Below are 23,461 nucleotides of genomic sequence, written 5' to 3' on the forward strand. Positions count from 1 at the left end.
TGGGCGAAAGCCGACATGCGCGACAAATTAAGCCAACGCTACCTAACATCCATGTAGCGCTGCGATTGCCACCTTAGACCCGCAAAATTCAGTCCCTGGCCTCCAGCCAGGTCCGTGCCGTCGCCATGTCTTTTGACAAAACGCCTTCGGCGAGCTTTTGACCGACCACCGCGCCAAACTTGTAACCATGCCCGGAGCATGCCGAGACGATGGTTGCCTTGTCCTCGGTGACCGCAAAGAAATGTTCGTCGGATGTGAACGTATAGGCGCAGGTCACAACGTCGTCGACGTGGTACTCCTCAATCCTGGAAAAAGGCCGCGAGAAGTGATTGCGCAGGGTCACGCCCTCGCCATCCTTTGGCGTCCTGTCCTGGTTCGGACCAGCCCGGTACTTGTGAATTCCGGCCCCGAACTTCAGTCCGGTGCCCGCCACTGGCGGAAGAACATAGCCGTCGATCGGGCCGCCCGGATCAAGAATGGCAGGTGCCCGTTCCCAGGCTTCGCGAAGGTCTTCAGGGGGCGTGAGATAGACAACGGCAGTGCGATAGGGTGTGAGGCTGACGCCAAGTTTGGGAAAGAGCCCAAGCGTCCAGGCACCGGCTGTGACGATCAGATGATCCGCGCACTGCGTGGTACCGTCGGCAAGCGTGACTGTCCCTGAAGAGGGGTCGACTGCCGTAACCTCTGAGTTTTCTCGTACGTCCGCACCGTTGTCGCGCAGCCAATTCCGCAGGTCCGCCGCTATCTTCTGGCACAGCAGCACACCGCCTTCCTCGCTCACCAGCCCATAGCGAATGGTCGCCGGATCGATGAAAGGAAAGCGGTCGGCAGTCTCCAGCGAGGTCATTTCGTCAAACGGATAGCCACCCTCGATCAGCCCGCGCCGGTACGTTTCGCCGCCGTCGTCTTCCGTCTGGGACAAGATCATGAAGCCTGTATCGACAAGATGCTTTTTGCCGATGTCGACCCACATTTCGTCCCAGGCCGCATAGGCGTCGCCGATCCGCCGCTGATAGCCCCCTTTCCCACCATAGGCGCGGCGAATGATGCGATGCTGATCGCCCGAGGCAGACAGGGGATTGGGGATCGGACCTTGTTCAAACAGCGTGACCGGGACGCCTTGTTTTGTGAGCCACCACGCAGTGGACAGACCGGAGATACCAGCGCCAACGACGATTATTGTCATGAAAAAATCCTGCCATGTTTTCAGGCAGATTAACCGGAGTATCGGAGTGTGCAAGTCGCTATCTGACACCAGATGCGAATGCCCGCCATACGCGTTTGCCGATACTCACATCTGGCTTTAAGGCGCTCACAAACTGCATGAAGGGCGGCACGGCTCACATGCGAACCACGGCCAGCGCACATTCAAAAAAGCATGTAAAATGAATGCAGTATGCGAAAGAGCGGAATCAGTTCAAAAACAAGCTCGACTGTATTCTCACGTACGACTGGCGATCCGCTGGCGCGAATGAACAAATCGATCGGACATCTCTACACTTGCAGACAAAGTCGCTCCAGACCGGCCTTTCAAAGCGTCTTCGTGGCCTTTATCCTCACACCTTGCACCTGACGTCTGACGTTTCCACACCGAGGCACCGGCATGATTTTTTCGACACTCGACACGCCTTCCGTTCTGATCGATCTGGATGTTGCCGAGGCCAATATCCACAAGTACCAGGCCTATTGCGACACGCACGGTCTGAAGCTGCGCCCGCATGTAAAGACACATAAACTCCCCGCGCTGGCAAAGTACCAGATAGCGCAAGGCGCTGTCGGCATTACCTGCCAGAAAATCAGCGAAGCCGAAGCCATGATTGCGGAAGGTGGCATCGACGATGTTCTGATTACCTACAACATTTTGGGAGACGCAAAGACTGCACGCCTGCGCGCCCTTTCCGAAAAGGTCCGGCTTTCAGTTGTCGCCGACAGCAGCTTCGTTGCTGAAGGACTAAGCAAGGCCTTCATGGGTGCTTCCGAACCACTGGAAGTTCTGGTCGAGTGCAACACGGGGGCAGATCGCTGCGGCGTCGCGGCCCCGGCCGATGCTGCCGATCTCGCAAAGCGGATCTCTGATTTGCCTGGTCTGAATTTTGCCGGGCTGATGACTTTTCCCGCCTTTGGAGGTTTCGCTGAAGCGGCAGACTGGTTGGCCGAAGCCAAGGAGATGATCGAAGCTGAGGGTCTGGAGGTCCGGAAGGTTTCGTCTGGTGGCTCCCAGGACATGTGGCAGGCACATCTGGCAAAACCGGTCACCGAACACCGGATCGGCACCTATGTCTATAACGACCGTTCACTGGTTTCGCGTGGAAACTGCACCTGGCAGGAGTGCGCATTGACCGTTCTTGCGACCGTCGTCTCCGTACCGTCCGCAACCCACGCAATCATCGATGCCGGCTCGAAGGTCCTGACGAGCGATCTTTTCGGTCTCCACGGTCACGGTCATGTGCTCGGCCGTAACGATCTCTCCATCGACCAACTCAGTGAAGAACACGGACGGCTTGTTTCTGACGGTCCGATCAGTCTTGCCGTTGGAGACCGGCTGCGGATCGTCCCTAACCACGCCTGCGTCGTGGCCAACATGCTGGATCAGGTCGAATGCGTCCGCGGAAATGAAATCATCGGACCTGTACCTGTCGCGGCACGCGGTCAGGTCTGGTAGCACAACGGTTCTCGGCTATTTCCGGCAAGCTTGTTGCTCAACAAACGTGGCAATGCGGCAAGGAATCTGAACCACTGGACGCGAACCTCGCCTCCGCTTTCCCACGCTTCAATTTGCCACCATCGGGGCGACTTCATTTTTGGCGCAAAACCTGCTTGAAGACGCAACGGCCGGATAAGCGCATCCGGAGCGGTATTCAATGAGCGAGGGCTTGGTGTGTTGGACAACCAAAAGGACGATGAGACCGTTTCTTCACCGCAATTCCTGTCCGACTATCCGGACTGGGGCTATTTGCTGAGGGAGTTGTACGAAGCCTACCGTTTCCTGTCTTCGGGCGGCAGCGACAAGATACGCGCGCACCAGCGTGCGGTCAGGGAAGCGATCGGCCGCGTCAACAAATCCAAAGCGGTTATCGATTTTGGTGTTCCCGCCCAAAAACCGGTCACGGCGCACTTGAAACGGGCATTGGATGAAGGCCGCCTGGAACGAACGGCCCCTCTCATACGTGCCATCGAAAGCGTGCAAACTCAGCTGACCTGGCAATACGGTTATGAGAAAGTGCCAAGAGGCCTTGGCAAAAGCTATGCCTATGCAGAATTCTGCGGCCCGAATGGGCCGGTGCTGACAACGGAAGTTATTTTGGGCCTGGTCCTGTTTGCCCCGGGCTGCATTTATCCGTCACATGCCCATAGCGGCATTTCGGAAAGCTACATCTGCCTGTCTGGGGCGGTCTCTGAAAATCACCAGGGCGTCTATGCACCTGGGTCGATGATTTTCAATCCGCCGGAACACACACACAGGATCACGGTGTCCAAACTGGAACCTGCGCTTCTCGCCTATGCCTGGACCGGTCCACAGGACAAGCTCGCAAGCCAGAAGATGGTGTTCAGCCGCAAACGCAGCTGAACACACGGATCAGGCAGCCGCAGCGGACTTACGAAACTGGCGCTCGATCGTGACCTCCGATTTCTCCAATCGCCCCTCGGCGGAGATCCAGGCAGGTTCGCTGATCAGTTTCTCGCAGCACACACCAATTTCGGGAAAGGTGAGCCCCATGGAATGGGCAACCGCAACACGGTCACCAGGTTTTGGATTGAGGCCGCAGCAAACGTCCCGTGTGCCCATTTTCAGATGATGGGCGATATCCCATTCCAGAACAACGCCATTATGGCGTGTGACCACCCAGCAATGGGCATCTTCGCAGCACCCGTTCTTTTCTTCAGGGAAGAAGTATCCGGTAATGTAACCTGCCTCATATCCGGCCGCGCGCAGTGACGCGATCAGATAGGTATTGATGTCGACGCACGAGCCTTCTGTCAGCCCGCATGCAAGGTAAGGGACTTCTTCGCAGCCATCGTTGAAGCGTCGTTCAGGATGGCCATACCGGAATTTTTCAGCGGCGGCATTGACCAGCGCCTGGATTGCCGCATGACCGTCCGGCTGTGTTTCGGCAATGTTGATCGCGTCGAAGACAAGCTGCTCAGCTGCCAGTGTAAACTTGTTCCTGTGCGGCTCGAAAAGAGCGTCCGGGTAACCCGGCCCGCCTTCCAGGAAGGAGTAAGATACCTCGACCGGTTGTCCAGTTTCCGGTGTTACCACGGCAACGAGCTGACCGGTTGTGCTTTCACCGGTGAGGGCAAAAGCGCCGCCGGTGACGTTGAAATGAACCGGCATTTCATGCGGCGTTGGCAGCCCGACAGGAACAAGCAGTTTTCGCGTCGCGTCCTGATGGGGTTCGACCCTTATTGAGACATCTGTGTGCATGCCACAATCCTTAAATGACAATCTGAAAGATGAGGCCGGAGAGTACCGCGCCCACGAAACCAAGGCCGAGATAGGTTGCGAAAACCTGAGGTTTTACCAGCGACCAGACTGCTGCCATAGCTGGTATGGAGCTCACTGCGCCGGCAATCATGAAGGCCATGGCAGCACCGGCACTCATGCCCTGGTCCATCAGGCCTGCCAGGAGCGGCGGCGCGACGTAGCTGTTGAGATAGGCCGGCATGCCGACAAGTGCGGAGATCGTGATTGACCCGATTCCCTCACCGCCGACAACACCGGCGATGAGGCTGGCCGGCACATAAGTCACAAGCGCCGCTTCCAGCACATAAGCCAGAGCAAGCCACTTCACCAGGAAGAACGCATTTGCCTTTAGCTCTGCGCGGAACTTCTCTTTGCGCTCTGCCTCGCTCCAGAATTTCCAGACAGGCCGGCCCGTTTGTGGGGAAGCACCGCAACCGCATCCACTGGCCGACGACCCGATCTTGACAGGATTGGAAAATGTGCCGGTTTTGCGCAGCAGGGAGACAAGGAAGCCGCCAAACAGACCCAACGCGACGGCAAACACGGCCTTACCGATCGCAAAAGACCACCCCAAGGCACCGGCGGTTATGAGCAGTGTCGGCGGATCAATCAGTGGGGACGACAGCCAGAAAGCCATGATTGCCGAAAGCGGTGCGCCAACGGCCAGCAGCCCGGCAATGAACGGGATGACCTCGCAGGAGCAAAAAGGTGCCAGACCACCGAACAGCGCCGCCAGGAAGATGGCCTGTGTTTCGCGTCCTTCGAACGCGCGCCCGACATAGGCCTCCGCACCCGCCGCCTTAAGCCAGGCAATCAGGGCAACGGCGAAGGCGATGTAAGGCAAGGTGCCCAGGAAAGCCTTGACCGCAAAGCTTACAAAAGGAACGAATTGGACCTGATCGAACAGGAGCACAATCAGGGGTCCACCAAGGACGATGGCCCAGGTTGACAAGATGTAGTCTTTGCCCGGGAAGGCCCTCCAGGTCCACCTGGGGTCCGGTGCGTCGCAGCATGCGGTTTTTGGTGCGCAGCAGCTCGCAGCACCTCCGTCCTGTTCAAGTTCAATGCGTTCAATCGTGTCTGACATGTGCATCCATCCTTGATGGGACAGGCCTAGCAGCCGCCCTCGTCCACACAGCATTCCTTGAGGATGTATCCGGCCAGGCCTTCCAGGTGATCGAACGCGGCACGGTTGATCACCGAGCGCCCGTCCTTTTCCTGAATGACAAGGCCGGCGGAAGACAGAAACTTCAAGTGATGTGCGAGTGTCGACGCAGCCATGCCGGTGCGGGATTGGATGTCTCCAACCGTCAGACCCTTATGTCCGGCTTTCACCAATGTGAGCACAACTTGCAACCGGGCCTCGGAACCCAGCGCGGCAAACCCTTGAGCAGCTTCTTCCAGAACCATTCTCGATCCATCCAATATAACTATATTTCTAGTTATATAGTTTCTTTTAAGCTGTCAAGACCGATCGGCTCCATGCCGCTGCATCTGCTGTTTATTCAGAAATTGAAGACCAGGCCGACCAGAGGCCCATGGGTGATAGTGTCATACTGGAAGTTCCGGATGCCGGACTTGTCGTTGTCAAAATCAACCGCTGTTGCCTTGTAGTGAAGCTGCAGGGCCACGCTGTCGTTGAAGTGGTAGCCAACGCCGCCCTGAGCACCCCAGGTAAAGTCGGAGGCGAAACCAAAGTTGAACCCGCCGATGTTGCCCGTACCATAAAGGGACCACTTGTCGTTCAGGAACACCTGCCCCCTCAGGCCGATGACCGGGTCAGCCCAGGCTTCATCCAGCGTCGTCGAAAAACTGTTGCCGGGCACCGATGCGGAGACATCGATCTGGTTGTACCAAACGCGCGCACCTGCATAGGCTTCTGCCCATGCGCGCTCTGAACGATAGAACCGGTAGCCAAAGAACAATTCGCTGATCAGCTGTTTGAAACCGGCGTTCACCGATCCACCTACGGCGGGAAAGGTTCTGTCGTCGCCAAGATCCATATAGGCAATATCGAAAACGGCCCCGAAGCGATCATCATAAAGAACCTCGAAGTGGCCCATTCCGCCAAATTTCAGGTTCTTGAAAATGTTGCTGGGGGATACGTCCAACTCGGTTGCTGGAAGACGGCCGATTTCAGTGTGACCCTGGATCGTCGGCGCAATGAGATAGGGCGCAACGATAAACTTCCAGCGTTTCTCGACAATCTGAGAAGGCGCTGGCTCGATCGGTTGGGTAGTATAGAGGTCGGCCGACAAGGCACTGGTGGCGAAAAGGAAGGAACACAACGCTCCGACCAGAAACGATTTCATGCCATTCTCCAGTACCGACCAGTTGTCTACACGACCTTATGCCTACGGCACCATATGACAACAAAACAGTTACAAACAGCAAAACGCAGCATTGCAAAGGTGAACTGATACACTTTTGCCACACTTGCCTTGCTTGTTCTGCGGAGAGCCTTGTCCATTTGCCCTGCGGCGCCGTGCGCTCAACCGGCTTTTGAAACCAGTCCCTCGACCGCTTTCATCAGCTTCGCAGTTTTGGTGTCACTCAATCCGTCCGGGTGCGGGTCTGAAAATCTCCCGCCATCATTGTCGAAATACTTGCCGGTTGCATTCGCGAACATATCCGAAAGAGCTGCACGCAGGAGAATATCGACGCCGATACCCAGATCTTTTCCCGAAACACCAAACCCCTCCTTTACCATCTTGCTTGCCAGCAAGGACCCCGGATTGACCGCGACGACGACAGGTCCTTCCGCGCCCAGGACACCGGCCAGGAAACGCGTCCACATGGTCAGCGCCAACTTGCTTTGAGCATAAGCATCCATCGGCGAAAGACGCACCTGTCCCTCAAGTGCATCCAGGCTGACCGGGGCTTGGGCGGCTGACGACAGATTGACCACACGGCTGCTACCGTCCATGAGCGGCAACAATTCCCGTGTCAGCAGATAGGGCGCCAGAAGATTGACAACGAAGCGAATGTCCAGTCCGTCGTCCGTAAGCTCGACCGGTGTGCGAAAGATGCCGGCATTGTTGATCAGGACGTCGATCCTTTCATGACGTTTCCGGATCTCCGCCGCCATGCGGGTAACTTCGGCGAGCTTTGAAAAGTCGGATTGGAATGCCTCAACGTCTGCGCTTGACGGGATCTTCAGAAGGTCGGCTTTTGCGGCTTCGAGCTTTTGCAGGTTCCGCCCGTGTAGCAGCACGGTGTGTCCCTTTTCCCGCAAGGCTTTCGCTGTTTCAAGACCGATTCCGTCTGTCGATCCTGTCACCAAAATGGTCATGCTCATTTGACTTTTCCCGTGCCGTTCATTGCGTGACCGCCCCGCTTGCCTGAGGGACGGTCAAACGCTGGTCATGTCAATCAGGCGAGGTCATCCTTGCCTTCGATCAGGAAATGAAAGCTGTTCGACCCGGCGGTACGGGCTTTCAGATGCGGTGCGTATTCCGCGTCGTTCATGAAATTCATGGCAGCTTCCCTCGACGGCCACGCAATCACGATACGCAGAGCCGCATCGTCCTTATCGCCTTCGACCTGCTCATGAGAAGCGGTCCGCGCCAGATACTTGCCGCCGTATTGTGCCACCAGTTTGTTTGCCGGGCCTATGTAGTCCGGAATCCAGTCCTCAGAGGTCGGCGTTACGGCGAGTACGGAATAGTAGGTCATTTTCTGTATCCAGTCGTTTGAGAAGAAATGAATGCTGCCAAGCCGTCAGCGGGCAAAGCCGTCGAGCGTGTCACGCACGCAATTCTTGAGACTTGTTTCCACGATCCAACCAATCTTCTCGAAGATCGAATGTACCTCGTTTGCCCGTTACGACATTGTTTCAGCGTCGGCACGAGGTAAGATAGCTATGCAGTTTCCAACATAAACTGGCAAAACAGGATTTTATAATTCGGGAATCAAATATAATAGAAATAAGAACTTTCGGGTGGAACGGCGCTCCTCTTGTCGAAAAAACCGATCACACAGGTGCGGGAGATGAATTCGCAGCCTTGCTCCACCCGTTCAGTTGTGAGCTTTCGCCTTTGCAGCCTCTTCCAACCGGATCGGGTCAGCGGTACCTTCCGATGAACGCCGGTTTTGCCGCCTGTCTCAGGCGCAACACGATGGAGACGCTGACGATCCGCAGCATCCGGCTGTTCCGGATTTTGCAATGTGTTCCTGTGCCGGTTTGCAATAGGCGCGAATTTCATTCAATCCGACGCCGACCATATCACCGCGCAAGACCGGCTCTGACACATCATAGATCCTCATACCCTTGTTTTCATGTGCGAATTCCACATGCAGAAGACTGTCGCCAAGACCCTGCACCTTCTCAACGCTTTGCCTTAGGATGGCGGTGAATTTCCCGACTTTCATATGTCCCCCGCCCTGCCCGTCAAGCAGTTGCAACGTCGCTTCCGTCCAGGAAGACTGCCGGGCACCGCAATCAATTCCGTTTATGTTCGCAAGCTTGAACTCCGTCACATGGTAGCCGTCTCCGATGTCGCCTCCCTCTGTCTGAAACACGAGCGGGAGGTCGCCTGGCATGGCCTGCAATGCTTGGAGCAGTTCAGTTGGCGTCATGGTTCTTGCCTTTCATTTCAACTTTCCTTGAAATAAAATCAAACACAGATTCGATTCCATTTCAAGAAAGTTTGAAATATGAATGAAGCCATGGCCCTCGCAGCCTTTGCGTCGATCTCCAGCAAAACGCGATTGCGTATTTTCAAATGTCTCGTTGAGGCAGGCAGCGACGGGCTCGCCGCGGGAGCAATTGCGACTGCCGTTGGCGCAACACCCTCAAGGACTTCATTTCACCTTGCGAACATGTCCGAAGCCGGGTTGGTCTCGTCCAGCCGGCAAGCCCGCCAGATCACATACCGGCTTGATTTCAAGTCGGTCGGCGCGCTGATGCGCTACATGTTGGAAGATTGCTGCAAGAACAATGAAACCGTGCGGGCGTGCTGCGTTGCTAAAGACAGGTGCTAGGTTCGTTTACGCACTGCAGCTGAGCCCCACCTGGCGGTTTTGAAACTAGAACCGCTCCACATAGGGGCGCAGCTCGATTTCGTTGGTCCAGACACTGCGGTGCTGACGGGTCATTTCCAGATAGGTCCGGGCGATTTCGTCCGGGTGAAGCGTCTTTTCTGGATCGTCATAAGGCGCGCCGCGATCAGCACGGTGAATGGCGCCGTCAATCACGAAGTGCACAACGTGAATATTCTTCGGATGCAGTTCACGGGCCAGCGACTGGCAAAGGCCTCTCAAGGCAAATTTACCCATGGCAAACGGAGCCGACTGCGGAAAACCCTTGATGCCGGCGGACGCGCCGGTAAACAGCATCGTGCCCGCCGTCTTGGGGACCATCCGCTTTGCCGCTTGATGCGCAACAAGAAAGGCACCGAAAGCAGTCACCTCGAGCGCAGCGAGAACGTCGCTCGGATCAAGCTCTGCGATCGGGCCACGCGTTCGTCCGCTGGCATTGTAGATCACGACATCCGGGGTCAGTCCGTCTGCATCCAGCTCCGCAAAAAGCGTCTCGACACTTTCTGCCTTGGTCGCATCACATGCGTAGGCGCGCGCACCGCATTCCTGACAAATGTCGGCAAGCTTGTCGGCATTGCGTGCCGCTAGTGAGACTTTATAGCCCGCAGTAGAATAAACCCGAGCAAGCGATGCGCTCAGACCCGAACCGGCTCCGACAATCAATGCGTTTCCTGTCATGAGGATGCTCCCGATGGCTGACTGTCTTTGGGTATAGTGCGCAACCGGGCAGCAACCAGTAACGTGTTGTTGTCCTGCACAGCCCTTAAGCTGATCGAAGCTCTCAGGGCTTACGCGGTTCTTCAGACGGCAGCCCCAGGTCGGAAGCCCTCAGTTGAATTCAGGATGTTTCCGCGTCTTCACCGGTGTCCGGTTTGACCTGATCGATCCAGTTCTGAAGATTGTAGTAGGTCGTGATGCGCGCGATCTGCCCGTTACGGATCTCAAAGAAACTGCCGGCAGGCAGATCATAGGTCTGACCCTCCGCCGCGGGAAGACCTTCGTCCGTGTTGATATAGGTTCCGTGAACAATGAATTCGGCCGCGGCGCGCGTGCCTTCCTCATTGACGAAAAGGACGATATCCGACAGGCGTTCCTTGTAGCAGCGGCTCATGTGAACGTTGAAGGACCAGAATTTGTCCTTCCCGACCCGTCGTTCGCCCTGGTTGACATCGTGGATCAGATCCTCGGTCACAAGACTTTCCATTTTCTTGGTGTCACCGGCATTGAAGGCGGCGAAATAGGTATCGATCAGGAAGCGGGACTGTTTGTTCGGCATGACGACTCGCACAGCTTGCGTTTCAACTCGGCGGCGAGTTTGCCTGTGGCGCTGGTACCGCGCAAGGGGGATGGCATCCGCTGATCTGCAAAGCCTTACCGGTGAAGACCCTGCGGCCTTCGCCCTTCTGCCGGGCAGAATGCCTCGATCCAATGAAGTTGCAAAAAAGCAACATATAGTGGCGCAAAAGCATCATACTCATCAAAGCATGCGATTACCACTTGCAACCCCTCAAGAAAACGAAGTATCACCTCATCACCGATCAAGAGGTTGGCGCAGACATCAACGGTTAGGCTGTTTTTCTGCCGCCCGCGTGATCCGGCTCTGCCGTGTTCACGTACGGATGCTGTTCTGACAGATCGGAGATCCGCGCATGAAGTTCAACGGTTGAACGCCGGGATGTAACCCGGAAGCAACAGGTTCGACTCCTGTCGTGTGTACCATGGATAGCTCAGTAGGTAGAGCATCGGACTGCGAATCCGAGGGTCGCGGGTTCAACTCCCGTTCCACAAACCGGCCTTGAAAACCGGACTGGCTTCTTAAGCCGGCAGCTTTAGGTGCTGTTCAAATCATAGGGGATCTGAAGGGATCTTGCGGACGCAGGACGCGTAACCCTGTCTTCGGACAGGGCGAGCGGATTGCCGACGCCAGGTGCGCTCGCCCGGTTCCCGTCCAAGACCACGCTGCAGTTCGGCTGGACGTGCCTGTTTTCGAAGAGGCCAAACCCGCCGCACCGCCGCAAGGCCCTCTGGCCGGAAACCCGTCGGGAGCCCTCGTGCTCTCTTCAGGTCTCCACATCATACGCTCAATTCATTTCGCCCCGGGTCGCCCAGGCAACGACCCGGTATCAACCACCCCCAAACCCGACATCAACCTGACGAAAGGAAGCCAAGTGCCTTAGAGCCATGGAAGGAGTATTGAAATGATGACTTTTCTCGACAGAATCCGCGGACGGACCCGCGTTGTGATTTCCGAAAACGAACGGGCACTGCACCTCGTCAGGGGTGAGCTCCAGGGTATCCTTGAACCGGGTGAACACAGTCTGAAAAACGGCCGTGGAACGCTCGTGATTGAGCGTCATGCACTGGCGTTGCCCGAATTCCGTTCCGGTTACGAGAAGGCGCTCTTCGATAAACTCCCTGATGTGGCTGAAAAGCACTTTACCGTCGTGCGGACCCGGTCCGCCGAGGTGGCAGTTGTCGAGCGGGATGGCCGGGTGCACAAGGTTCTGGGTCCTGACGAACGCCTTGTTCTGTGGACGGATGCGGGACCGTGGACCTGGGAACTGATCGACACGCAGGACCAGCCGGAGCTGACGCAAAAACTGATGCGCCGGCTGGGTGATGCGAAGCAGACGCAGCAGTTTGTGATCGTCCCGGTCACCGAAGGCAGCGTCGCACTGCTCTTCGTCGACGGTGTCCTCACCCGGACGCTGACCGCCGGTGTTCACGCTTTCTGGAAGGCCGGGCGTACGGTGACCCAGAAGCTCATCGACCTTAAGCGGCAGAGCCTCGACGTCACCGGTCAGGAAGTGCTAACGCTTGATCGTGTCACGATCCGGATCAACCTGTCTGCGGAATTCCGCGTGGTTGATCCGGTCAAGGCAGCTCAGGAGGTCAAGGACTTCGCGGACACGCTGCACCGGGCGCTGCAGATGGTTTTCCGGAAGCAGCTCGGCGCGTTGAAGCTGGACCAGATTCTTGAGCGCAAGGGCGAGGTCAACGCGGAGGCAACCGCTCAGATCAAGTCAGACATGGCTGCGATCGGTGTTGAGATCCACGATATCGTCCTGAAGGATGTCATCCTGCCGGGCGAAATGCGCGAGATCCTCAACAAGGTGGTGACCGCCGAAAAAGAGGCTGAAGCAAACGTGATCCGGCGCCGCGAAGAAACGAACGCAACCCGTTCGCTTCTGAACACGGCCAAGGTCATGGCCGAAAACCCGGTCATGCTGCGGCTGAAAGAATTGGAAGCGCTGGAATCGATCGCCGGAAAGGTGGACCGGCTGACGGTCCACAACGGAACCGGAGGCTTGATGAACGATCTTGTCAAGCTGCGCGACGACAGCGCGGCATAACAACGGACGGCGCGGGGCAGCTCGCGCCGTCTTCTTTTTTTTGCCTCGGTCTTGAGCCGGGGCCAATTTGTCATGCCTGTTGAGGCCCCGGCTCAAGGCCGGGGCGGCACTAAACAAATAACGAATATGCGAAACATAACAAAAATCTCCAAACAGCTTTCTTACTGGCTACGGCACTGTCCGCAGGATGCCGGCCTGGTGCTTTCCGAAACAGGTTGGGCAAATGTCGATGCGGTGCTGAAAGCCCTATCTGACAAGGGCGTCTCTTGCGACGCTGAAAAACTCGGCAATGTCGTTGCCTTGAATGACAAACAGCGCTTTGAGTTCTCCGAAGATGGCGCTTCGATACGCGCGCGGCAGGGCCATTCCGTCAAGATTGACCTGGAGCTGACACCAGTTTCACCACCGGACCTCCTCTTTCATGGCACCGCAGAAAGGTTTTTGTCTTCCATCCTGCGCGAGGGATTGAAACCAATGAAGCGGCACCATGTGCATTTGTCGGACACAGTCGAGACGGCTCTGAATGTCGGCAAAAGGCACGGAGAGCCGGTTGTTCTATTGATTGATGCGGCGAAAATGTCCGTCGCCGGGCACCAGTTCTACAAGACGGAGAACGGTGTCTGGTTAACTTCGTCGGTGCCCGTGGCCTGTCTTTCAAGACATTCCGGCAAAGTGTGACGCAGCAGCATTGACGAAAACCGGCAATCGGCTGACACTTTCGGCATGATTTTTAATGAACCGGTTTGACCATGAAATTTCCTGCGTCCCGCATACTTGTCGATCTGCATTCCTGTCCGAGTTGCCTGGGCACGCCATTGCCCATTATGTGGAAAGGAGCGTTCAGAGTAATAACCGGAATGTTCCCGCAAGCGCGGGTGACCGACCTTTGCCTGTGTGTCGGCCCGCCACCGCCAATAGGTGGCGACCCGATCATCACCGGGGCCTTCAACGTTCTGGTGGAAGGGATGCCTGCCGCCCGCATGACGGATCTGACGCTCAAAGCGGGCGCCCTCACCACGGGGTACCCAAGGGTGCTCATCGGTATGACGCCCGGTCCGGGTGGTGGCGGCGGCGGCGCAGGCGGCGGTGCAGGTGGTGCCGGAGGCGCAGGTGGTGCCGGCGCGGGAGCCGGTGGCGCTGCTGGCGCGGCGGCTGGTGGCGGAGCGGCATCCAATCTGTCGCCCAAACAAATTGCCGATCTCAGACGCAACGCCCTGATGAACAAGATCAAGAACGGTCAGTCATCGATCAAGGTTGAGGGAACGGATGAGTTCAAGCAAAAAGCCATGGATTCATTGGACACGTTGGCCCAATCACCCACCGGCATGGACCTCCTTCTGGCGCTCGATTCCAGCGACCAATCGACAACGATCAAGGATGCCGGCCCAGGCAAGGGAAGCTCGGAAGCACCCTCAAACTGGGACGACTGCAACTACGACACGGTCAACGACAAGCCGGGTCCAGGCACGGACAGCACAGTGAGTTTCAACCCCGACCGAGACAAGCACAACGGCGAAGGCTGGCAGACGACAGACCCCGCGATCGTTCTCGGACACGAACTCATTCACTCCTACCATGACACACATGGGACGAACGATCCGCGTGGTGAGGTCGAATACACCGGTCACGATGGCCTGAAACACAAGGCACCCGGCTATGAGTTGCAGGCCGTCGGCCTGGGCGAGTATGAAGACAACGAATTCACCGAAAACAAGATCCGCAAGGATTTCAATGATCTGGGTATCGGTAAGAATGAAGAAGAGCACCAGAGACCCTACTACTAATGGTGCTTAGAGATTTTGCGGGTGGCTGCCTGACCCGGTCGTTGCCAACTGCCCGCACAGGCCAATTCCGGCAGGAGTAAATGCATGCTGACCGTTTCTGTCAAAGCAATCACAGCCGCCACTATTTCGCTGGCGTATCAGGTCACCAATACCGAGAACACGGACATCTTTGTCGCCGACATACTCTACCGCCCGGCGGCGGATGGCAGTTTGTCGGCCGATCCGCAATTCGCCTATGTCATGCCAACGGAAAACGGCGTTCTTTACACAGGAAAGCTGTTGTTGAAAGTGCCCCAGGGCATGCGGATCGGAAGCCCGGATACTCCTTATTTCCGGCGCGTCGTGCCAGGAGAAACGATCTCAGGTGAAATTGTCCTGACCAACCCGGCAATGCCCTACCATCCTTATGACAGCTATGCGCTGGGGGAAAACCCCTTTGCCATTTCCCGCATCATTGTGCAGATAGGCGTGATCAGTGCCGCAAAGATCAAACCGGACGAAGGTGTTCTGCGCCCTGCGCCGACAATCGGGCCCGCGCATTTCAAGGCGGACTACGGCTACGGGCTGGACTATCAGGAAGTGCTGCAGGCCGAGCTGGATGTCGCCAACACCGGTGCCGCTTTTCTGCCGATCACAGCCGTCGACCGATGAGGGGCCGGAGGCCGTACCGAAAGTCAGAAGCCTGACAGCCCGCGGGCGAGCCACTGCGAGCGCGGGATTTCCTCTCCGATCTTGAAGCTGAAGCTTTCAACACGGGTCACACCCGCATTCGTCTCGCATCGGAAAGCAATGTCAAACCAGCGCCCGAGGCTGCGAAACGCGACGCGTTGGTATTCGAGCACCGTTCCCCCTCTTGCGCGCGCACGGGGCAGCGCCTCCGGTGGCACAGGGCTGACCGCAGTCAGCTGCGCATCAAGCTCTGTGATACACAGCAGGCTCAACCGCTCTCCTTCCGTAAGACCACGCATTCTGGCCGTAACGCGCGAATTGTTGGCGGAATAGATCTGCCTTGCCTGAATGTGGCCCGGTCGGCGAACCGTTCCGGCAGACGACGAAGCAGCTGGTTCGGAGCGTGTGGCACGTGCGACCCGGCGCGCCGGTTTGGGCGCGGGCGCTGTTTCAGAAACAATGGGCCCAACCGTGCCGAATTCGTCCGGTGCGATCTCGTCCGCGTCGCCGACATCGGCCGCTGCGTCCGTTCCGATCTCGGCCACTTCCACAGGTTTCGGCAAAGGCTCGGGGGTGACCTCCGTGTCGGTCTCGCTTTCCGGTCCCGCGAGCGGGTCAAAGTCATCCGCAACCTCCGCCTCAACAGGCGTTTCAGCAGATGTTTCCTCCGCCTCGGCAAGCTCTTCGTCTGAGGGCGCCTCCTCTTCCGAGGCCTCGACTTCGCTTACATCTTCCCTGGTCGCATCCTCTTCGGCTAAATCGGACGCCACGTCTTCCTCGATCAGGTCTTCGGTTACCTCCTCGGCAACATCGCTTTCCTCAGTACCGGGTTCGGCAATCTCCTGCGCCTCATCCAACGGCTCCGTTTCGTCGGGCTCTGTTGCGTTCTCTTCTGCAGTCACCTCTTCTTCAACCGGCTCCTGCAGAGGTTGAAGCTCGCTTTCCTGCGGCTCGGAGTCTTCTTCTGTGAATTCCTGAACCGCTTCCTGGATCGCCGGAGGCGTTTGATCTACTGGCGTTTCCTGCTCCTCCTCTGAGGGGGCCGGCTCAGGTGGCGGCTGCTCGGCATTCGCCTCTTCCGTTTCCTGTTCTTGAGCTGCAGGTTCGGGCGGCAGATCGCCTTCCTGCTCTTCTTCACTTTGAGGCTGCTCTTCGGCCTGCTCTTCTGCGGCCGCGTCCTCCTCAGCCGGGGCCGGTACCGTAATGATCTCCACCTCAACCGGTTCCTGGCTGGGCTCGGCCACATAGCCGGATATGCCGCCCAAAAGTACGAGAGCCAAGGCCCCATGAAGCGCGAGCGAAAACGTCAGCCCCCAGGCAAATCCTTGTCCATCGTCTTTGGCCGCCTCGATCATCGGACGGTTGATATCTTCGATTATGGCCAAAAAAGAGCCCTCGGCCGCAATTCCACGATCACCATTTCTTCATTAGCACGGATGCAAAAAACCCGGCAGAAGCGCCGGGTCTTTCACAGTGTTTGATATGCCCTTACAGCCTGTTAGCTGTCCAGGAACGACCGCAGCTTGCGCGACCGGCTCGGGTGCTTGAGCTTGCGGAGTGCCTTGGCTTCGATCTGGCGAATACGTTCGCGCGTCACCGAGAACTGCTGACCAACCTCTTCCAGCGTGTGGTCGGTATTCATACCGATGCCGAAACGCATGCGGAGAACACGCTCTTCGCGCGGTGTGAGCGATGCCAGCACACGTGTGGTCGTTTCTCTGAGGTTGGACTGGATCGCCGCATCGATCGGCAGAACCGCATTCTTGTCCTCGATGAAATCGCCGAGATGCGAATCCTCCTCATCGCCGATCGGCGTTTCAAGGGAAATCGGCTCTTTTGCAATCTTCAGGACCTTGCGAACCTTTTCCAGCGGCATCTGCAGCTTTTCCGCCAGCTCTTCCGGTGTCGGCTCGCGCCCGATCTCATGCAGCATCTGGCGCGATGTGCGAACGATCTTGTTGATCGTTTCGATCATATGGACCGGAATACGGATCGTGCGGGCCTGGTCGGCAATCGAACGCGTGATTGCCTGACGGATCCACCACGTTGCATAGGTCGAGAACTTGTAACCGCGGCGGTATTCGAACTTGTCCACCGCCTTCATCAGGCCAATGTTGCCTTCCTGAATAAGATCCAGAAACTGCAGGCCTCGGTTGGTGTATTTCTTCGCGATCGAAATCACGAGACGCAGGTTCGCCTCGACCATTTCCTTCTTGGCGATGCGCGCCTCGCGCTCACCCTTTTGCACCATTGCGACGATGCGGCGGAATTCGGTGATTTCCAGACCGGTTTCGGTCGCAAGCGTCTGGATTTCCTGGCGCAGCTCGCGGACCGTTTCTTTTTCCTTGGCGATGAAGTTTTTCCATCCGCGCGTGGAAAGGTTTGCAACCTTGCGCAGCCAGTTCGGGTCGAGTTCGGCACCCTGATACTGCTTGAGGAAGTCGGTCCGGTCCACATTGTAGCTGTCTGCGAGACGCAACAGCCGGCCTTCGTAACCCATCAAGCGTTTGTTGATGTCGTAGAGCTGGGCAACCAGGGCATCGATACGATTCTGGTTGAGCGACAGGCTCTTCACATCGACGATGATGTCTTCCTTGAGCTTCTTGTAGCGGCGTTCCTGGCTGGGTGACAGGGTCTTGTTGGCGAGCTTGTTTTCAACCAGCTGATCCTGTAGACGGCGAAGCTTCTTGTAGTTGTCGGCGATATTGTCGAAGGTTTCCAGAACGCCCGGCTTCAACTCCGCTTCCATGGCGGAGAGGGAAACGTTCGATTCGAATTCGTCGTCGTCCTCTTCGCTCTCGCCTTCACCTTCTTCATTTTCCGTCTCTTCGGAGACGCCATCCTTGGCTTTTTCTTCCGTCGCTTCGCTCGGTGCCACGTCATCATTGGCCACGGCGGGCCCCGCCTTGGCGTCCGGTCCCGCATACGTCGCTTCAAGGTCGATGATGTCGCGCAGAAGCACCTGGGCTTCGTTGAGCTCGTCGCGCCAGATGATGATCGCCTGGAACGTCAGCGGGCTTTCGCAAAGACCCGCGATCATGGCCTCACGTCCGGCCTCGATGCGCTTGGCGATCGCAATCTCGCCTTCACGGGAAAGCAGCTCGACAGAGCCCATTTCACGCAGGTACATGCGGACCGGGTCATCGGTACGATCGGCCGGCTCTTTTGTGTTGGTCGTCTTGGCAACGGCGGTCGTCGTGGTGGTCGCCAGCTCTCCGCCATCGACTTCTTCCGGACCGTCTTCGGCCTCATCGGAATCGATCACATTGATGCCCATATCGGAAAGCATGGACATTGTGTCTTCGATTTTCTCCGAAGACACCTGCTCTGACGGCAACACTTCGTTCAGCTCGTCATAGGTCACGTACCCGCGTTTCTTGGCGGCTTTGATCATTTTCTTGACCGCTGCATCCGAGAGGTCGAGCAGTGGACCGTCCGGGCCGTCCGAGCTTGCTTCCTGTGTCTCGTCTGCTTGTGTCGCTTTGGCTACCATATCGTGCTCCAGTTCGTGACCGTTGCGGTCACGCAGCGCCCTATAAACGGCTTCAAACCAATCCCCCTTCAGCGCGCCGGCATATAACGCGGCCGCGACTGAACGATTCGATGTGGTTAAATTTGTAAGCCGTGTCCCTTAAGTCCCAATTAACTGTGCGCTTGCCGACATTGACAGATTTCAGCATCGAGGAAGTACACAGCCTTCTATTTCAGCGCCCGCATATGCGAGTGCCCAAGCGGTATTCAAACGGGTCTGCAGCGTTTTTTCAGACTATTTGCCGCGAGCAGGCTTTCAGCTGCGGCTCTTGAGGGCTGCAAAACTCCTATTTAGCTCGGTGCGCGCGATTCGCAAGTGTGATTCGTCATCGGTCAATCGGAAAATGCATTTTTTGTGGTTCAACACGCACTTGCGACGATGTTTTGCAGCTGAATCGCCCTTCTCGGCGGTCCCGCCTCACCGCATTCACGTGGATTTTTAAAAGGGTTGGCGCAATTGTTATTGCGCAGCGGCCACAGGTGGCGCCGATCTGATTTTCCTCGCACGCTCGGCAAGGTCCGCTTCGTCCCGCGCACACTCCTCACGACGGCGGCTCAAGTCCTGCGTCAGTGCCTGAATGCGCGCCCAGGAATGCTCGTCCAGATGTTCATCGGCGGTTGTCAATTCACCGGTGAGCTCTTCTTCCAGCGCATTGAGTTCAAGGAGATCCAGAAAGTGGAGATACGCTGCTTCGACGAAGTCCTCCGGCGGGTTCGATTTCAACAGCGGGAAGCGGTGATTGAGAGCGGAGAACTCCGCCTTGCCTTGCTCTTGCAACCCAATGGTTTCCAGCATCATCTCCTGCATGATGTCACGCAGCGGTTCATCGAACGAACTGGTCAGATCTGCAATCGGCGCTGCTTCCAGATCGTCGACAATCCGGCACAGTATGTCCCGCAGTTGGCGGTGAAGCGTGTTGGTGAACGGCAGACCGGCAAATCGCTCGAAGTTACGGTCCAGCAGATGCGGGAACCGCATGCACAGCCCGAGCACAAGCCGTTCCGTCCCGAAATCGTCACTCGCCGCCACACGTTCACGCGCAATGCCGAGGCCCGAGGCGGCATCAGGCGATTTTTTACCATCCCGGCGGGTTTGCCGTGACTGCTCGAAGAAAAGGTTCGACAGCTTGAACTTCAGATCGAGTTGGTAGCGCCTCTTCACCCGGTCATCACGGATCGTCCCGATCAGATCGTCAAAGCGTTTTTCCAGTGCCGCCTTGCGTTCTGGCGTGTCAATCCGCGAGACGGAAATTTCGCGTTCCCAGACCGCATCGAAAAGCGCCTGCGCCTTGCCCATTTCCTGCCGGAAGCCGTCCACACCACGTTCCTTGATCAGGTCGTCCGGGTCCATGCCGTCGGGCAGAAAACTGAATTGAAACGAATAGCCGCTTTTGAGAACCGGAAAGATCCGGTCTATTGCCCGGTGCGCAGCCGACACACCGGCAACGTCGCCGTCAAAGCAGATCACCGGTTCCGGCGCGAATTTCCAGAGCCGGACAACCTGGTCTTCCGTAAATGCTGTTCCAAGAGACGCCAAGACATGATGGATACCAGCCTGCCAGAGCGCAATGGCATCCATGTATCCTTCCACCACCACCGCCTCGCCGGCCTTGAACGCCGGTTCTCGGGCACGGTGCGCGTTAAAAAGCATGACGCCTTTGTGAAACAGCGGCGTTTCCGGCGAATTCAGATACTTCGGCTGACCTTCTGGTGAGAGTGTCCGGCCCCCGAATGCGACGACCCGGCCCCTTTCATCATGGATCGGGATCATAAGGCGTCCGCGAAACCGGTCATAACCCGGCCGGCCGTCATCCGGCCTGATCACCAGACCTGCCTCGGCCATGTCGGCTTCCGGAACACCTTTTGCCGCCAAATAGGACTTCAGGGCGTCCCGGCTGTCTGGAGCAAAACCGAAGCGGAACTCAGAAAGCGTTTCGGACTTCAGACCACGCTTGGCAGTGTAATCCCGCGCGCCCGCGCCCCTGGATCCGGTAAATTCGGCTTCAAAGAACCGCGCAGCCATTTCGCAGATTTCAGCAAGCCCCGCACGCTTCTTTTCACGCCTTGCCGCTTGCGGGTCTGGTGCCGGCAGAGCAACCCCCGCCTGCTCTGCGAGCCGTTCGACAGACTCCGGAAAGCTCAGGCCCTCGGTCTCGCACACGAAGGTAAAGTGGTCGCCCGAAGCGCCGCAGCCGAAGCATTTGTATCGGTTGCGGCGATCGTCGACATGAAAACTCGGGCTTTTTTCCTGATGGAACGGACAACAGGCCCAAAAGTCGCCCTTCCCCGGCTGGGTCTTGCGCCGGTCCCACGTGACACGCCGGCCAACAAGATCCGACAGGGTCAGGCGCGCGCGGATTTCATCAAGGAGACGCGGTTCAAAACGCATGTGAGAAACAAACGATCATTTGTGACTTAGGAGCGGCCATTCTTCGTTTGGACAAGAGATCCCTTAGAACGGCTCCACAAGATAGAATGACTTGAAGTCCAAAACCAGTGTCAGTTAATGAACCTCGACCTTAATGTGATCTATTGGTGGATGAGTGTGCATGTCCTGCATGAACGCCTCATGCGACCAATCGGAAGCGGCCGGTCTATTAAGCGGCCTCCTGTCAGCCCTCTGCCGCTTCGTCGGCACCGCTTGATGCCTGGTAGCCATTGTTTTCGGCCCGAAGCATTTCCTTCACGAAACACGAAGCTTGCACAAAGTCCATTTTCCCTGGATATCTCGATTTTAGCTCCGACATGCAACGTCCGATGTCACGCAGACCGTGTGCATCGATCTCCTTTACGGTTGCTTCGCACAGGGAGCGGATTTCCTCGTCGCTCAGCTGAACAGGCAGGAATTCGCGTATGATCTCCTGCTCGACACGCTCCTGTTCGACGAGATCGAGTTGTCCACCCGATTCAAACTCTTCCGCAGAAATTTCTCTTTGGCGGATCATTTTCTGAAGGATTTCGATGACTTCAGTGTCTCCGACACCGTCCTTGCCATTTTCCCGGGCAGCGGTTTCCCGGTCTTTGACCGCTGTCTGGATCAAGCGCAAGGTTGCGCATCTGCGTTTGTCGCCGTCTTCCTGCGCCACTTTAAGCGCGGCGTTGATTCTTTCGCGCAAATCATCGCGCATGGTTCACCCTACCCCTGCCGCACTGAGGCTGTGAGCGCTTGGGCACCCTTCAGCAATTCTCAGCCAAGACATTGAATTTTAATGATCTTTTTTCGAAGGATCAATATTGACGATCCCAGCCGCTTCCCATAGAGTCCCGCGCTTAATGCAGACGGCTATTCGCAGGCCCTTGGCCAGCCACAGACGCCTATCCTGCAGCGCATGATGTCACCAACAGACTCTGGATACAAGACATGACGACTGCAGACGCATGGTCTGAGACCCCGGCGACCGCCCTGCTTGTGCTTTCCGATGGCAGCATAATCGAGGGTCTGGGATTAGGTGCCACCGGCCAAGCCGTTGGTGAGATTTGCTTTAACACCGCGATGACCGGTTATCAGGAAATCCTGACGGACCCCTCCTATTCGGGTCAAATCATCACGTTCACATTTCCGCATATAGGAAATGTCGGAACCAATGACGAGGACATTGAAACCGTCAATATGGCGGCCGAGAGCGGTATACGCGGTGTCGTCCTTGCCGCCCCGATCACCGATCCGGCAAACTACCGGGCTGCGAAACACCTCGACGCCTGGCTGAAAAGCCGGAACATGATCGGCATTTGCGGTGTGGATACACGCGCCCTGACGGCATTGATACGCGAGCAGGGTGTCCCGAATGGCGTGATCGCCCATGCGCCGGATGGTCAGTTCGACATTGAAAGCCTGAAAGCGAAGGCGGCCGGCTGGCCCGGTCTTGTCGGAATGGATCTTGCAAAGGAAGCTTCAACGCTTCAGTCACATCCGTGGTCGCAGACCGTGTGGACTTGGGACGAAGGATACGGCGAAGCAAAGGATGGTAAATACAAGGTCGTTGCCATCGATTTCGGAATCAAGCGGAACATCCTGCGTCTCCTGGCCGATGCGGGGTGCGACGTTACCGTCCTTCCGGCAACAGCAACGGCAAGTGAAGTGCTTGGCCACGAACCGGACGGGGTCTTCCTGTCAAACGGTCCCGGGGACCCGGAAGCCACCGGAAGCTACTCGGTGGAAATGATCAATGGCGTCGTTGAAAAAGGCATTCCGACATTCGGTATCTGCCTCGGACACCAGATGCTTGCGCTCGCGCTTGGCGGCAGCACGGTGAAGATGCATCAGGGACACCACGGGGCAAACCATCCCGTTTTCGACCACACGACCGGCAAAGTGGAAATCACGTCCATGAACCACGGGTTTGCGGTCGATGCCGACAGTCTGCCTGACAATGTTGAGCAGACACATGTCTCGCTGTTCGATGGTTCCAATTGTGGTCTGGCCGTCAAGGACAAGCCTGTTTTTTCGGTGCAATATCACCCGGAAGCATCACCCGGACCACGCGACAGCCACTACCTCTTCAAGCGGTTCACCGATCTGATGCAAAGCGCCAGAGTCAGCTGACCTGCTAACCTTGGTGGAGAACAGGTTGGTCCGGATCGGGAGCCGCGTGAGCAGCACCATCTGCGGCCAATGACAA

22 protein-coding genes and 2 tRNA genes are annotated in these 23,461 nt (G+C 57.0%); 10 read left to right on the plus strand and 14 right to left on the minus strand.

Features of this window, described 5'->3' with window-relative positions:
- Positions 1-88 precede the first annotated feature (88 nt).
- Positions 89-1,186 (minus strand): NAD(P)/FAD-dependent oxidoreductase, encoded by a 1,098-nt coding sequence (locus tag ABVF61_RS06030; protein WP_353992618.1) that lies wholly within the window; start codon positions 1,184-1,186, stop codon positions 89-91.
- A 417-nt stretch (positions 1,187-1,603) separates the two neighbouring features.
- On the opposite strand from ABVF61_RS06030, the gene ABVF61_RS06035 reads away from it, so the two are divergent.
- On the plus strand, positions 1,604-2,662 hold the full coding sequence (locus ABVF61_RS06035) for a D-TA family PLP-dependent enzyme (RefSeq protein ID WP_502949931.1): 1,059 nt from the start codon (positions 1,604-1,606) through the stop codon (positions 2,660-2,662).
- Between the two features lie 216 nt (positions 2,663-2,878).
- Positions 2,879-3,568 (plus strand): dimethylsulfonioproprionate lyase family protein, encoded by a 690-nt coding sequence (locus tag ABVF61_RS06040; protein ID WP_353992619.1) that lies wholly within the window; start codon positions 2,879-2,881, stop codon positions 3,566-3,568.
- A gap of 9 nt (positions 3,569-3,577) precedes the next feature.
- Here ABVF61_RS06040 and ABVF61_RS06045 read toward each other — a convergent pair whose 3' ends face one another.
- The 7 genes from ABVF61_RS06045 to ABVF61_RS06075 all read right to left on the minus strand — a co-directional run bounded on the left by ABVF61_RS06045 (position 3,578) and on the right by ABVF61_RS06075 (position 9,043).
- Positions 3,578-4,426: a transglutaminase-like domain-containing protein gene (locus ABVF61_RS06045; RefSeq protein WP_353992620.1), complete on the minus strand. Its 849-nt coding sequence runs from the start codon at positions 4,424-4,426 to the stop codon at positions 3,578-3,580.
- Between the two features lie 10 nt (positions 4,427-4,436).
- Positions 4,437-5,552, minus strand: coding sequence for a permease (locus ABVF61_RS06050; protein ID WP_353992621.1), 1,116 nt, complete (start codon positions 5,550-5,552; stop codon positions 4,437-4,439).
- A gap of 26 nt (positions 5,553-5,578) precedes the next feature.
- Positions 5,579-5,875, minus strand: a complete 297-nt coding sequence (locus tag ABVF61_RS06055) for an ArsR/SmtB family transcription factor (protein ID WP_353992622.1) — start codon at positions 5,873-5,875, stop codon at positions 5,579-5,581.
- 95 nt (positions 5,876-5,970) lie between these two features.
- The gene (locus ABVF61_RS06060) at positions 5,971-6,777 is read right to left on the minus strand and encodes an outer membrane protein (protein ID WP_353992623.1); all 807 of its coding nucleotides are present in this window, start codon (positions 6,775-6,777) and stop codon (positions 5,971-5,973) included.
- Positions 6,778-6,956: 179 nt separating this feature from the next.
- A complete protein-coding gene (locus tag ABVF61_RS06065; protein ID WP_353992624.1) occupies positions 6,957-7,763 on the minus strand; it encodes an SDR family NAD(P)-dependent oxidoreductase in 807 nt (268 codons plus the stop codon).
- Between the two features lie 74 nt (positions 7,764-7,837).
- A complete protein-coding gene (locus ABVF61_RS06070) occupies positions 7,838-8,140 on the minus strand; it encodes a DUF1330 domain-containing protein (RefSeq protein WP_353992625.1) in 303 nt (100 codons plus the stop codon).
- Positions 8,141-8,569: 429 nt separating this feature from the next.
- Complete coding sequence (locus ABVF61_RS06075; RefSeq protein WP_353992626.1) at positions 8,570-9,043, minus strand: DUF6428 family protein; 474 nt, start codon at positions 9,041-9,043, stop codon at positions 8,570-8,572.
- A 78-nt stretch (positions 9,044-9,121) separates the two neighbouring features.
- On the opposite strand from ABVF61_RS06075, the gene ABVF61_RS06080 reads away from it, so the two are divergent.
- Positions 9,122-9,448 carry an ArsR/SmtB family transcription factor gene (locus ABVF61_RS06080; RefSeq protein WP_353992627.1) on the plus strand — a complete coding sequence of 109 codons (327 nt, stop codon included), beginning with the start codon at positions 9,122-9,124 and terminating at the stop codon, positions 9,446-9,448.
- 45 nt (positions 9,449-9,493) lie between these two features.
- On the opposite strand, the gene ABVF61_RS06085 is transcribed toward ABVF61_RS06080, so the two are convergent.
- Positions 9,494-10,183 (minus strand): SDR family NAD(P)-dependent oxidoreductase, encoded by a 690-nt coding sequence (locus ABVF61_RS06085; RefSeq protein ID WP_353992628.1) that lies wholly within the window; start codon positions 10,181-10,183, stop codon positions 9,494-9,496.
- A 160-nt stretch (positions 10,184-10,343) separates the two neighbouring features.
- Positions 10,344-10,781, minus strand: a complete 438-nt coding sequence (locus ABVF61_RS06090) for a ketosteroid isomerase-related protein (RefSeq protein WP_353992629.1) — start codon at positions 10,779-10,781, stop codon at positions 10,344-10,346.
- Positions 10,782-11,150: 369 nt separating this feature from the next.
- On the opposite strand from ABVF61_RS06090, the gene ABVF61_RS06095 reads away from it, so the two are divergent.
- From ABVF61_RS06095 to ABVF61_RS06120, 6 genes are all read left to right on the plus strand, one after another.
- Positions 11,151-11,224, plus strand: a tRNA-OTHER gene (locus ABVF61_RS06095).
- A gap of 1 nt (position 11,225) precedes the next feature.
- A tRNA-Arg gene (locus ABVF61_RS06100) sits at positions 11,226-11,290 on the plus strand.
- Positions 11,291-11,706: 416 nt separating this feature from the next.
- A complete protein-coding gene (locus tag ABVF61_RS06105; RefSeq protein ID WP_353993676.1) occupies positions 11,707-12,858 on the plus strand; it encodes a slipin family protein in 1,152 nt (383 codons plus the stop codon).
- Positions 12,859-12,984: 126 nt separating this feature from the next.
- Positions 12,985-13,536 carry an RNA 2'-phosphotransferase gene (locus ABVF61_RS06110; RefSeq protein ID WP_353992630.1) on the plus strand — a complete coding sequence of 184 codons (552 nt, stop codon included), beginning with the start codon at positions 12,985-12,987 and terminating at the stop codon, positions 13,534-13,536.
- Positions 13,537-13,682: 146 nt separating this feature from the next.
- Complete coding sequence (locus ABVF61_RS06115; RefSeq protein WP_353993677.1) at positions 13,683-14,642, plus strand: M91 family zinc metallopeptidase; 960 nt, start codon at positions 13,683-13,685, stop codon at positions 14,640-14,642.
- Positions 14,643-14,726: 84 nt separating this feature from the next.
- Positions 14,727-15,293 (plus strand): hypothetical protein, encoded by a 567-nt coding sequence (locus ABVF61_RS06120; protein WP_353992631.1) that lies wholly within the window; start codon positions 14,727-14,729, stop codon positions 15,291-15,293.
- A gap of 23 nt (positions 15,294-15,316) precedes the next feature.
- Here the strand turns inward: ABVF61_RS06120 and ABVF61_RS06125 are convergent, their stop codons facing one another.
- The 4 genes from ABVF61_RS06125 to ABVF61_RS06140 form a co-directional block, all read right to left on the minus strand.
- Positions 15,317-16,696, minus strand: a complete 1,380-nt coding sequence (locus ABVF61_RS06125) for a DUF930 domain-containing protein (protein WP_353992632.1) — start codon at positions 16,694-16,696, stop codon at positions 15,317-15,319.
- 113 nt (positions 16,697-16,809) lie between these two features.
- On the minus strand, positions 16,810-18,804 hold the full coding sequence (gene rpoD / locus ABVF61_RS06130; protein ID WP_353992633.1) for an RNA polymerase sigma factor RpoD: 1,995 nt from the start codon (positions 18,802-18,804) through the stop codon (positions 16,810-16,812).
- A 498-nt stretch (positions 18,805-19,302) separates the two neighbouring features.
- Positions 19,303-21,231: a DNA primase gene (gene dnaG, locus ABVF61_RS06135; RefSeq protein WP_353992634.1), complete on the minus strand. Its 1,929-nt coding sequence runs from the start codon at positions 21,229-21,231 to the stop codon at positions 19,303-19,305.
- A gap of 223 nt (positions 21,232-21,454) precedes the next feature.
- Positions 21,455-21,958, minus strand: coding sequence for a GatB/YqeY domain-containing protein (locus ABVF61_RS06140; RefSeq protein WP_502949947.1), 504 nt, complete (start codon positions 21,956-21,958; stop codon positions 21,455-21,457).
- Positions 21,959-22,203: 245 nt separating this feature from the next.
- On the opposite strand from ABVF61_RS06140, the gene carA reads away from it, so the two are divergent.
- Positions 22,204-23,385 (plus strand): glutamine-hydrolyzing carbamoyl-phosphate synthase small subunit, encoded by a 1,182-nt coding sequence (gene carA / locus ABVF61_RS06145; RefSeq protein WP_353992636.1) that lies wholly within the window; start codon positions 22,204-22,206, stop codon positions 23,383-23,385.
- The last annotated feature ends 76 nt before the right edge of the window (positions 23,386-23,461 follow it).

The sequence above is a fragment of the Roseibium sp. HPY-6 genome, from assembly GCF_040530035.1.
In the GTDB taxonomy this organism is placed as follows: domain Bacteria; phylum Pseudomonadota; class Alphaproteobacteria; order Rhizobiales; family Stappiaceae; genus Roseibium.